This window comes from Cellulomonas bogoriensis 69B4 = DSM 16987, assembly GCF_000767165.1.
GTDB classification, from domain to species: Bacteria; Actinomycetota; Actinomycetes; order Actinomycetales; family Cellulomonadaceae; genus Actinotalea; species Actinotalea bogoriensis.
Genome location: NZ_AXCZ01000083.1, coordinates 1 through 11,713, shown reverse-complemented (window position 1 = coordinate 11,713; position 11,713 = coordinate 1). Strand labels below are relative to the sequence as shown.

At 67.8% G+C, this 11,713-nt stretch carries 11 protein-coding genes and 1 pseudogene; 4 read left to right on the top strand and 8 right to left on the bottom strand.

The features are described from left to right. A partial coding sequence (locus N869_RS08935; protein ID WP_198026014.1) for an RICIN domain-containing protein occupies window positions 1-447 on the top strand: 447 nt, incomplete at its 5' end. 15 nt (window positions 448-462) lie between these two features. On the opposite strand, the gene N869_RS08930 is transcribed toward N869_RS08935, so the two are convergent. Together N869_RS08930 and N869_RS08925 are read right to left on the bottom strand one after the other, a co-directional pair. Then, complete coding sequence (locus N869_RS08930) at window positions 463-855, bottom strand: TraR/DksA family transcriptional regulator (RefSeq protein ID WP_232229670.1); 393 nt, start codon at window positions 853-855, stop codon at window positions 463-465. A gap of 226 nt (window positions 856-1,081) precedes the next feature. Next, complete coding sequence (locus N869_RS08925; protein WP_035060442.1) at window positions 1,082-2,377, bottom strand: cellulose binding domain-containing protein; 1,296 nt, start codon at window positions 2,375-2,377, stop codon at window positions 1,082-1,084. 194 nt (window positions 2,378-2,571) lie between these two features. On the opposite strand from N869_RS08925, the gene N869_RS08920 reads away from it, so the two are divergent. Beyond that, window positions 2,572-3,126 carry an MOSC domain-containing protein gene (locus N869_RS08920; protein ID WP_035060439.1) on the top strand — a complete coding sequence of 185 codons (555 nt, stop codon included), beginning with the start codon at window positions 2,572-2,574 and terminating at the stop codon, window positions 3,124-3,126. A 15-nt stretch (window positions 3,127-3,141) separates the two neighbouring features. Here the strand turns inward: N869_RS08920 and N869_RS08915 are convergent, their stop codons facing one another. The 6 genes from N869_RS08915 to N869_RS16965 form a co-directional block, all read right to left on the bottom strand. Beyond that, entirely contained in the window at window positions 3,142-3,456 is a 315-nt protein-coding gene (locus tag N869_RS08915; RefSeq protein WP_035060436.1) for a DUF1905 domain-containing protein, read from the bottom strand. Between the two features lie 25 nt (window positions 3,457-3,481). Further along, on the bottom strand, window positions 3,482-3,910 hold the full coding sequence (locus N869_RS08910) for a DUF2809 domain-containing protein (RefSeq protein WP_052105285.1): 429 nt from the start codon (window positions 3,908-3,910) through the stop codon (window positions 3,482-3,484). Between the two features lie 3 nt (window positions 3,911-3,913). Beyond that, the gene (locus N869_RS08905) at window positions 3,914-4,528 is read right to left on the bottom strand and encodes a mycothiol transferase (RefSeq protein WP_035060433.1); all 615 of its coding nucleotides are present in this window, start codon (window positions 4,526-4,528) and stop codon (window positions 3,914-3,916) included. A gap of 63 nt (window positions 4,529-4,591) precedes the next feature. Next, window positions 4,592-5,005, bottom strand: a complete 414-nt coding sequence (locus N869_RS16970; protein WP_084136770.1) for a hypothetical protein — start codon at window positions 5,003-5,005, stop codon at window positions 4,592-4,594. Between the two features lie 81 nt (window positions 5,006-5,086). Further along, window positions 5,087-6,322, bottom strand: a complete 1,236-nt coding sequence (locus N869_RS08895) for an MFS transporter (RefSeq protein ID WP_052105284.1) — start codon at window positions 6,320-6,322, stop codon at window positions 5,087-5,089. 8 nt (window positions 6,323-6,330) lie between these two features. Next, complete coding sequence (locus tag N869_RS16965) at window positions 6,331-7,527, bottom strand: radical SAM protein (protein WP_084136763.1); 1,197 nt, start codon at window positions 7,525-7,527, stop codon at window positions 6,331-6,333. Window positions 7,528-8,106: 579 nt separating this feature from the next. On the opposite strand from N869_RS16965, the pseudogene N869_RS08890 reads away from it, so the two are divergent. Beyond that, a pseudogene (locus N869_RS08890) lies at window positions 8,107-9,094 on the top strand (IS481 family transposase). Window positions 9,095-9,779: 685 nt separating this feature from the next. Further along, window positions 9,780-11,015 (top strand): GNAT family N-acetyltransferase, encoded by a 1,236-nt coding sequence (locus tag N869_RS16960; RefSeq protein ID WP_198026013.1) that lies wholly within the window; start codon window positions 9,780-9,782, stop codon window positions 11,013-11,015. Window positions 11,016-11,713: the final 698 nt, after the last annotated feature.

The following is an 11,713-nucleotide window of genomic DNA, read 5'->3' as shown; positions in this document are numbered from 1 at the left end:
GCCGCTCCTCCCGCCCCCGCGCCGCCGGTCGCCACGCCCCCGGACGGACGTCCCGCGCAGACCGGGCCGGTGCGGTCCGGCGCTGCGGGCAAGTGCCTGGACGTCGCCGGCGGGAACCGCGCCAACGGCACCGCGGTGCAGCTGTACGAGTGCAACGGGACCGCCGCCCAGCAGTGGACGTTCGGCACGGACGGGACCCTGCGCGCCCTGGGCAAGTGCCTGGACGTCCGGGGTGGTGGCACCGCCAACGGCGCCAAGGTCCAGCTCTGGGACTGCGGCTCGGGGCAGGCGAACCAGACGTGGGTCCGTCACGGCGGCTCGTACCGCAACCCCGCGTCCGGCCGGTGCCTGGACAACCCTCGCGGCCGTGCTGTGGACGGGCAGCGCACCCAGATCTGGGACTGCCGCGGCAACCGGGCCCAACGGTGGTCCGTCCCGGGCGCCTGACCTGGCGTCTGCCGCTCAGCGCCCGGTGCTGCGCGTGCCGTTCGCGCACGTGATGCAGGTCCGGGCGGTGGGCCTGGCCTCCAGGCGTTCCGGCGCGATGGGGTGCCCGCACACCTCGCACGTCCCGTAGCGGCCGTCGGCGAGCCGGGCCTCGGCCGCGTCGATCTCGGCCAGCTGGGAGCGTGCGCGACGCACCATGGTGTCCAGCTGGGAGCGTTCGAACGCGATGGTGGTGCCCTCGGGGTCGTGCTCGTCGTCGGCGTTCGACCCGGCGGACGCGGCCACCAGGTCATCGAAGTGACCTGTCAGACGTCCGATCAGCGCTGCGGTCTGCGCGCGTGCGTCCCGCAGCGCCGCGGCGGCCTCGCCGGGCACGGGCCCCGGGGCTGGTGTTTCGTCGGCCGGCACCGTCCCATCGTGCCCCCGGCCCCTCACCCCCGCCCCTCACCTCTGCCTGACGCCGACCCCGACGCCGGCCCCTGCGCCGGCCCGACGCGCCCACCCTCGCCGTGCCTCGCGTCATCCCCGTGAAGCAGCCAGGTGGGACCGATCCGTCACGGATTCCGCAACAGATCGGTCCCACTCGGGGGTGGTGGGCCGGCCCGGTCGGGGTGGCCCGGTTGGGGACGTGTGGTCAGGAGGCGGTGCAGGTCAGGGTGGGGTTGGGCGGTGTGCCGGTGCCGATCATCCCGAAGGTGGCGGTGCCGCCGGCGGGCAGTCGACCGTTCCAGTCGACGTTGCGGACGGTGACGGTGCCGCCCTGCGAGCTGACCGTGCCGTTCCACACCTGGTTGATCATCTCCCCGGACGTGCCCCAGCTCACCGTCCAGGAGGTCGACGGGCCGCTGACCGTCACGGTGACCTCGCCCTGGAACCCGCCGCCCCAGGAGTTGACGGTGGTGTAGGTCGCTTCGCAGGTGCCCGTTGCGGGCGGGCTGGTCGGCGCCGGGGTGGTCGGTTCCGGAGGCGTGGGCGTCGGTGCCGGGGTCGTGGGAGACGGCGTGGGCTCGGGCGTCGTCGACGTCAGCGAGCTGAAGAACCGCCAGATCTCACCGGGCACCCAGGACTGCTGCTGCCCGCGGTCGCGCGCGTCCCACACGTGGCCGCTGTCGGAGGCGATCCACACCACGGGGTACCCGTCACGGCAGGTGTACTCGGTGCGGACGTGGGTGCCGCTGCCGGCGGCGGGTTCGGGTGCCTGACGTGGTTGGCACTCGTTGTTGCGCAGGTACCGGTCGCGCAGGGCCCGGCCCTGGGAGATGGCGAGGACGTCGTCCGAGACGCCGTGGCTGCCGAGGTAGGCGATGGGGCGGGTCCCGTCGGCGCACCCGGAGAGCTGGGCACCGTTGAGGACGGCGACGGCGCGAAACACGTCGGCGCGGGCGCAGGCCAGGGCGTTGCTCATGCCGCCCCCGTAGCTGAACCCGGTGGCGAAGCGCTGGTCGGTGTCGACGCAGAGCGCGGACTCCACGGTGCGCAGGACGTCGTCGATGAACGTGACGTCACGGCCACCGGTGTTGGGCCAGGCGTTGTCGATGCCCTGGGGTGCGACGAAGATCGTGCTGTTGTCCGCGAGGGGCTTGAGGCCGTAGAAGTTCTGGTTGACGACATCGGCGGCGGTGCCGTGCCACCAGTGCAGGCCGACGACCAGGCGGTAGGCCCGGTTGGGGTCGTACCCGGCGGGGACGTCCAGGCGGAACGTGCGGGACGTCCCGCTGCTGGTGATCGTGTGGGTACCGGTCGTCAGGCCGGCGGGTTGCCCGCACCCGCTGCTGGTGGCCAGGGGCATCGCGGTCTCAGGTGCCGCGGTGCCGGGTACGGCGGTTCCGGGGGCTCCGGACGCGGGTGCGCTCAGGCCTCCGACGGTGAGCAGCGCGGCTGCAGCCGCGACGAGCCCTCGTAGGGCCCGGGACGAGGTGGTGTGTCGCACGTGTCGCTCCCTCCAACGGGGTCCCCGGCGACGCTGCCGGGGTAGCGGTCGCAGGGGCTGTTCCCCCACGGCGCCGCGACCTTACAACGTTGTACGAGCCGGAGATGTCCGAAACGGTTAGGGCTCTGCGGCCGCCGTCGACCAGCCGGGTAAATGCTCTGGCGTCACCTGTGGGCACGCGGGATGATCACCGGGTGAGCAGTTCGCAGGAGGGTCGCGTCCTGGCCGTGGCGCGTGACGACGACCACCGGTTCAGCAAGGTCCCGGTCGACGCCATCACGTTGCTGGCGGGTGTGGGTGTGGAGGGCGACGCCCACGCCGGCGCGACGGTCAAGCACCAGAGCCGGGCGGGCCGTGAACCTGCGCCACCGAACCTGCGTCAGGTGCACCTCATCCACGCCGAGCTGTTCGACGAGCTGCGGACCATGGGGTTCGACGTCCCGCCTGCCGGGCTCGGTGAGAACGTCACGACCCGGGGTGTGGACCTGCTGGGCCTGCCCCGTGGGACCCGGCTGCACCTCGGTGGTGAGGCCGTGGTCGAGGTCACGGGTCTGCGGAACCCGTGCGCGCAGATCAACGCGTACATGCCGGGCCTGCTGAAGGCGGTGAGCCCGCGCGACGCCGAGGGGAACATCGTTCGCAAGACCGGGGTGATGAGCGTGGTGCTCACCGGTGGGGTCGTGCGGGCGGGTGACCTGATCCGTGTGGAGCTCCCGGCCCGGCCGTGGTCCGCCCTGGAGCGCGTCTGACCGGCCGCTGGGCGGTCATCGGGTGGGGTCTGTTGCCTCGTCCGGACCGCCGACGACGACGGTGAGGGTAACGTCGTCGCCCAGCTCGACGTCCTCGGCGCGGCGGGCGGCGACCTTCAGCGGCACCAGGAACCCCCCGTCCTTGGGGAAGATCGAGGTGGTGAAGGTCGTCGCACCGAGGGTCACGGTCGCGGGGATGCACCCCCACCCGTAGGTCAGGTGGGACGCGACCGCTCGCAGGCGTGCGGCTTCGGGCTCGGGCAGCGCCACGAAGTGGAAGGGCGCAGGCCCCCGCCACCACACCACCTCACCCTGGACGTGCAGCTGCATACGACGAGCATGCCAGCGGCCACCGTCACCGCCCAGGGGTGGGCGAGACCGGCCCTGGGCGCTGCGGCCGGTGTGATGCCCAGGGCGCGGGCGTGACGGCGGTGAGGAGGAGCGCGCCGACGGCGGCGCCCACCGCGTAGGCGGGCAGGTCCCACGCCCAGAACGTCGTCCCCAGCACGAACCGCAGTGGGGGGACCACCTCCACCACGGCGGCCGGGACGCCCGTCAGCTGGGCGAGCTCGACCAGGACGCAGAGGGCCAGGGCCACCGCGCCCACCCGCACGGGCGGCGCAGCGGGCCGCACGAGTGCCAGCAGCACCACCACGAGCACCGCGTACAGGGCCCCGCCGGCGAGGTCGGCGACGAGCCCGTCCTGACGTGACACGACCAGCCCGGTCAGGGTGACGGCGGCGGCGGTGAGGGCGAGCCGTGGGCGAGGAGTTCGGGTCGGCATCGTTCAGGGGCGCCCGCGTTGCACGCCGACCGGGCTGGTCCCGCTCCGTGCGGACCACCCGGTGGGTGGGTCCTCACCGGTGAGGCCGTCGATGGACTCACGGATGAGGTCGGCGTGCCCGGTGTGGCGCCCGTACTCCTCGACGACGTCGTGCAGCAGGCGGCGCAGGCTCACCACCATGCCCTCGTCGGCAGCCAGGGCGACCTGCTGGCCCAGGTCACCGGTGCGGAGGGCCTGGTGCAGGCGCTCGTCGGAGCGTCGCACCGCCTCGTCCCACATGCGGTAGAGGTCGGCGGGTTCGTGGCCGCGGGTGTCGAACGTGTACTGCGTCGGTGTCCCGTCGTACCCGGGCATCCCGGCCCACGGCGGCCCGTAAGGGGCACCGGTCAGGGACGGCCCGAACTTCTGGTCCTCCGCACAGGCCAGGTGCTTCAGGAGGTTCCCCAGGGTCAGGGTGGACGCCCCGACGGTGCGGGACAGCCCTTCGGTGTCGAGCGCGTCGGTCTTCCACCGGAACGTGGTGCGCAGCCGGGTGAGCGAGCCGAGCAGGTGCTCGATCTCGCTGCCGGCCAGCGGAGGTTCCCAGGGCGTCAGGTCGCCCTCGACGGCGTCGGGCATGACGTCAACGTAGGCCCGCGTGCCCGGGCGCGGAAGGGTTGGGCGCAGAAGGGGCCGGACGGCTCACAGGAACGCGCCGATGCGCCCCGTCGCCCCCATGATGCTGATCAGCAGCCACATACCCAAGTACGTGCCGATGATCGCCCACCAGCCCCAGCGCCGGCGGGCGAAGAACACGATGCACGAGACGATCACCCACGGCACGATCGTGCTCGACAACGAGTGGCCGAGGTTGTAGGCGGAGAACACACCGAGTGCCACCTGGGCGAGCGTCACGGCGAGGAGCACCGCGCCGGCGACGACCCCCACCCGCAGGAAGGCGGTCCTGTTGGCGCGCTCACCGTCCCCGGGTTCAGGGATCCACAGCTGCCACCCGGGCGGGGGCGGACCCCACGCCGGGTCCGGGCGCCACCCGGGTGGCGGGGTCCAGCCGGCGGGCGGTGCGGGCCAGTGCGGGGGCGGGTTGAGTCGCGGCACGGGAGTGACCGTAGCGGGAGCCGCGCGCGCCGCACCGGCTGTCGGTCACGCGCTGTGGGAAAGGGGCGTGCTGCCGTCACCTCACGAGCGGTCCGTGGACTCCGCGTCGAGCTCTCGGGCCCGGAGCAGCAGCAGGACCTGCGCGAGGGTGGACGCGATCGGGAACGCGATGAGGACGACTGTCACCGACGTCGCCTCGGCCAGGATCCCGGCACCGAGCGCGCCCAGGGGCATCGAACCGAAGATGACCATCCGGTTGGTCGTGACGACCCGCCCGTACAGGTCCCGGGGGGTGGCGCGCTGGAAGAGGGTCGTCCACAGGACACCGCGCAGGGAGATGGCGATCCCCAGGACAGCGAAGCACGCGTACAGGGCCACACCGTCGGTGAGCAGCACGGGCACCAGGTACAGCACTCCGGAGACCGCGGCGAGGACGGTCATCAACCGGACGAACGTCCACCGGGCCAGGACCCTCCCTGCGAGGGCGGCGCCGACCAGTGCACCGACTCCCATGCACGTGTAGAGCAGGCCGAAGGCGCTCTCGGGCAGGCCGAGCGCCGAGTCCGGGCCCACCACCCACAGGACGAGGACGGCCAGGAACCCCGTCCCGAAGACGTTCTCCACGGCGCCGGCGGGCGTGACGTACCGCAGGGTGCGGTGCTGGAGGAGGAACGTCAGCCCTTCGCGGATCCGACGTACCGCCGGCACCGCTGTGGCCTGCCCGGTGTCGCGGGGACGCCGAGGGGTGCGCAGGCCGAGTCCGATGATCACCAGGCAGAGGACTGCGAGGAGCGCGGGCGCGCCGAGGGCGGCGCCTGCGCTCACCGCGACCAGGAGGCCCGCGAGCGGCGCACCGAGGAAGTAGTTCGACAGCTGTCGCCCGGTCTGCACCAGGGTGTTGGCCCGCACGAGGCTCTCGCGGTCCACCACGTCGGGCACGAGGGTCGAGATCGCGGAGTCACCCACGACCTCCCCGCAGCCGAAGAGCAGGGCGATCACGATCAGCGCACCGATCGACAGGTTGCCCGTGACCGCGACGACCACACCCACACCGAGAACCGCGACCCGGGACACCAACGCGTACATCCAGGCCCGACGACGGTCGGTGAGGTCGAGCCACGCGCCTACCGGCAGGCTCAGGAGCAGCCACGGCAGGAAGTACGCGGTTGTCACGGCGGCGACCAGGAACGCCGACGAGGTGAGGGTCGCTGCGATGAGCGGCGCGGAGACCATGAGGATCCCGTCACCGAGGTTCGACAGCGACGACGCGGCGAACAACGACCCGAACGAGCGGGACAACCGCGAAGGCTCGTCCACCTTCGCGCTCAATGAAATTGCCCTGGTGCAGCCACCAAGTCCCAGGTGAGGTCCATGATGGCACCATCGAAATAGTCCGACCAGGTTGAGTCGCCCGCTTCGGAGCAACTCCTCGCGTCGAATTGCCTGCAGGTGACCCAGCGATCCTCAATCACGCTCTGAATGTATCCGTCCCTCACGTTTCCAAGACGGAACTCGGGGCGCCCAGCCGCCTGCCAACTGCTATATAGTGAGCCGTCAGGCCCAATTACTGCGCCTCGCTTACCATCTGCAATAGAGCAGAAAGGACAGAACCTGCTTGCAGGCCGCGCAAGTCGAAAGCCAAGACGCTTCGAAACCTCGGCGATCTCAACTAAGGATTTAATGAGGTCTCGTGCGCTTCCGTCCCGCAGGGCGGAGCTCTCGTTCCAGGAATAATCTCGGACGGGGGACAAGTCGACGAACGTTTGCTGTGGATCGACCTTTCCGGCAATATCGAGAAGCATCTTCACGTACGAATCCGGATCGTCAGGAAGAATGTTCACTCGAAGGCAAATCGCAACGGAAGTCGATTCTTGTACGCCCGCGATGTTCTGACAAATGAGATCGTATGTGCCGCGCCCGTTGCGCGTGTGCCGAGTCGCATCATGTCTTTTGCGATCTCCATCTAGCGTCACTTGGACCGCGCGCAGGCCCGTCTCCTCAAGGCGTGCGGCACGTCCTGGCGTCATTAAGACGCCATTCGTCACCATGACCGCTTCAACCGGAGCGACCTCCTGTGTGGTGTCCAGGACCCTAAGGCACGAGTCAAAGTCGAGAAGGGGCTCACCGCCGAAGAGAACCATCGAAATACTGGAAGCGTTCGCGTGAACAACGGCACGCTTTATGAACAACGCAATATCATCTACAGTGCTTGGATCGAGTTTCGTCCCTGGAATCCTGTCGGGAGCGAATGGGCGATCAGGGTTCACCCCGGTGTTCTGAAAGCAGTAGCCGCACCCAAGGTTGCAATCAGTCGCCGTGAGGACGGTAGCATGGAAGACGTTGCTCTCTGATACTCGAGTCAGGCCCGAGGCCTCCATGTAGCCAACTTCTTGCTCACTCAACTCGCTTGTGGAAGTGATCTGGCGAGAGACCTTGGCGACGCCCCCGGGCGCTACTACCCACGTGTAACCACGTGGTGATGGCATAACTCGAATTAGCTCCATCGAGTTCGTGAGGCTCATCTCTCCGCCTTCTCAATCGACCAGGCCTGCGCTGCGGCGAGGCGCTCGCCCCGCCGCAGCGCAGGATCTTCACACAATGATAAGGTTCGTACCGCACGGTGCGGTCTGATCGTCGACTGCGATGATCTCGATAGTGTCCATCTCTACCTCCCCCTCCCGATCTAGAGCTTGTTCCTGCGGACATAAAAGCAACGCACAATCAAAGGACGTCCGGATTGCTGATGGCGCGTCCCAGACTCTGCGTGATCATGAAGATATGAGGACCGGTGCGGCCTGTCAACCCCCTTCGAGGCGCCGAGTCATGCTGGGTGTTGCTGGCATGTAACAAGAGAGGGGTCGAGCGCACACAGCGCTTCGGGCTTCGAAAGTCTCGAGGTAGGGAGCATGCGTGGACCCGCTCGTCAGGTGGGCTGCGTTCGCAGCGGACCGCGGTGACCTCGCTCCCGCGGACCACCCGCCCGGTCAGCGGGCCTAGTTGTACTCGGCCAGGACGTTGGTGACGTCGGTGGTCGTTGACGACGGGAGAACCTCCGGTCGTGCTGTGGCTTGTTGGAGGCCCACACCCACCCGGAGGTTCTCGTGCCTCACGCTAATGCCGGGCTCAACCCACGCGGCCGTCAGCTGCTGATCGACCGCGTCGTGCACCAGGGGCGGCCGGGCGCTCACGTCGCCCACGGGCTGGGGATCTCCCGGCAGACCGGCTATCGCTGGGTGCGCCGCTGGCGCGCCGAGGGAGCGCCCGGCTTACTGGACCGGTCCTCGCGGCCGCGCTTGAGCCCGACCCGCACCCCCCCCCGTCGCGCTCGAGGACGCGATCTGGGCTGCACGAGCGCGCGACAGGTCCGGCCCGGGCGCGCTCGGGGAGGAGTTGGGAGTGCCCGCGCGCACGGTCACCCGGGTGCTGCGCCGGCGCGGCATGCCGCTGCTGGCAGACCTGGACCCGCTGACCGGCCAGGTGATCCGCGCGTCCAAGCCCACCGCTCTTCGCTACGAACGTGACCGGCCCGGCGAACTGGGCCACATGGACGTCAAGAAGCTCCGACGCATCCCTGACGGCGGTGGCTGGCGCCTGAGGGCGGTGGCTGGCGGGCTCTGGGCAGCGAGGTCGCCGAACGTCGTCGAGGCCGCCCGATCGGGTTCGACTACGTGCACTTGATGGTCGGTGACCACTCCCGCCTGGCCTGTTCCGAGATCCTGCCCGACGAGAAGGGGCCCACCTGCGTCGCGCCCTGACGCGGGCCGCGGCCTACTTCGCCGCCCGCGCCCATCCCCAGGATCGAGCCGATCGTGACCGACAACGCCTGGGCCTACCGGTGGTCGCTGCGCGCCATCACCACCGAGCGGGGCGCCAAGCAGGTCTTCATCAAGCCGCACTGCCCCTGGCAGAACGGCAAGGTCGAGCGCCTCAACCGCACCCTGCAGAGCGAATGGGCCCTACCGGCAGGTGTTCACTTCCAACGACGAACGCGCCGCCGCCCTTGCCCTCTGGCTCGAGCACTACAACGCTCGACGCCGTCACAGCGCTCTCGGAGGACTCCCACCGATCAGCCGACTGTCACCAACGTGACGACCGAGTACACCCAGATCGTGTCACAGCGGCATCCGCGCCGGCGCAGCACCCGGGTGATCGTGATGACGGGAACCCCGGGCTCACGGGCGGGCCCGTCTAGGCAGGGCCAATCGCGAGCTGGCGCTCTGCACATCCCGTCCTTGACCGCACTCTGGAACACCCGATCCGGCAGAACCGTCACCCCTACGGCGCACCAGCGGCGCCCCCGCCGGTAGCCGGTCGGCCGAGAGATACCCAACTCGCGGGCGACGTGAGCGACAGGTGCCCCTCGTGCGCGACGCGATCGATCAGAGGCTGGCGACCCCGCGAGTTCACAAGGTGTTAGCGGAAAGCACGAGGACCTACAGATGGCTCTGGGCCTTCAACAAGCCAGGCTCAACCGGAGGTTCTCTCGCCGTCAACACTCGACCTACAAGACAGGAAGGCTCGCACGGACTCTACCTTCGCTGACCATCACCAACGAGTTCCCCGGTCGCGTTCGACAACTGCGCTTGGCTGCCCACCCAGGTCTAGATCGGAGGAGCCCCTCGTGGGGTAGGATTCGCCTTGCAGGGTGTCATTGTGACTCGTTGACATCGAAGAAGCAATAGCGCTTCTGTCAGCACGAGCAGGCCTCTCGGTCACGCAGATGCTCCAGGCTGCGATTCTGAGGGATCCGCACGACGAACAGAAAGGCTTACCCATGGGTTCGATGACCCGACTGCCGCAAGGCTACGTGATCGATCATTTGAAGACGAGCGACCTAGGTGCGATAGCGGAGGTTAACGCGCTCGCTTTCGGTTCTCGCATAGAAACTATCAACATGGCTCGACTCAAGGCGCGACTTAATCTGGCACTCAGTCGTGTTATCCGCCACGGCGGCAGAGTGGTCGGCGCCATGGTTGTCTCGAATCGCAGAATGAGGAAGCCGTCACAAGAGTGGGCTGACGTCGCCGGGGTGAGTTGGGTTGCAGTGCACCCTGACCATCAACTGCGTGGGCTATTTGAGGCTTTGGCTGACTCGTGTTTGCAGGCGATCTCAGACTCGGGTCAATTCGCGGTGATTGCGGCGTATGCATCCCGCCAGGACGCATACTTCGGTCGCGAGTTCGCTGTTGCTGCTCGATCCGCCCAAGCCTCGTTCCGGGGAAGAATGCGCTTGCCGAGAAGCAGTCACCACGTGACATCTTCGACATTGTCTAGTCACCATCTTAGTCAACTTGCGGCGCTGCATGCTCAGTTCGAGGGCCCTGCAGGGCAATTCGCAGTCATCGAGCAAGATCTTGCCGAGTGGTGCGACCCCATGTATCTGGCCTCAGGCGACCCAGCGCCCGCCCTCATTGAAGTTGCGGACGACAAGGGTGAGGTTGTAGGCGCCGCCGTAACCCAGTTCCGCGACAAATCGGACAACGAAGCACGGATGTGGGTTATGGACCTTGTCGCGCAAGACCCAGGCGCTCGCGCTTCTCTTTGGAGGTATCTGAACAGCGCCGCTATCGGAAGATCTACGGTGACGCCGCCGCTAGCAATGGATAGTCCGGAACTGCTCTGGATAAAGAACTACCGCCGCGACCGTGTGCTGCTTCGTGCAGGCCTGCAACTGCGTATTGTCGATGTCGAATCTGCGCTTTGCCATCGCGGGTATGCCGCGCCGCTGCCGCCGACTTCATTTCACGTGTACCGGGAAGGTGGCCGGCGTCCAGAGTGTTTCACTTTGGCTGTCGATTCGTCCGGTACGGCAGAGTTCGGTGCGGCCCCTCGGCAAAGGGCAGATGTCGAGTGTTCGCTGCGCGAACTTGCAGCGACATATCTTGGTGCAATCAGTTGGTTCAGTCTCGGTTCAGCCGGACTAGTGAGCTTCCGCACAGATGAAATTGCGACGCGACTGGACCGGTCTTTTTGTTCGAAGATAATCCCGCATGCGAACTGGGACTTTTGAACGGCAAGTCGCGTGGCGGTCCGAGTGGAATCTAGGATCGCGCCAGGATTAATTTGGTCAGGTGTACTTTCCAGCGGCTCGCCAGCCGCGCCGTCCCGGAGATTGGGAGGGCAACCCGCTGGTCGGATGGGCACGCTCTCCAACCGGTGCCGTTGTAGAGGGATAGCGAACCTCGACCTGCTGGTGCACCTGCGTCACGAGGATGACTGCGGCAGGAAGGAGACCCAGGGGCGGTCCAGTGGTGGCTGCATGGCTATGATGAGCTGGCCATGAGCGATGCGCACGCCGGTAGGATTACGGCGGTTCTGGCGTCCCTGGCTAGGACGGCAAACTCGGAACTGGGCAAACACCCGTCCCTCTACCCGGTCCAACTTCGGGACCGAAGTCTCCGTGTTCTGCGCCGACCCGGAATCGCCGCGGCAGTGCGGGATCATCGAGAAGTCCGACGTCATGCTGTGGCACTATGTCCCCGAGGGGAGAAGCCTATTCAACTTCTTCGCCGAGGACCCTCATCGTTCGCCGGTGGACGCCATATCGCGAAAGGCGGTTGCAGGAGAAGTGCCAGCGAGGCGATCCGCGACCTTCGCTGGTGCTGCGGCATGTCAGAACTGTAGCGACTGCTTTTTAATTGAGGTGCTCTGGCGTGCTGTGCACAGCCAACACATTGGCGGCTCTTCCCAGTTGAGGGTGTAGTTGGC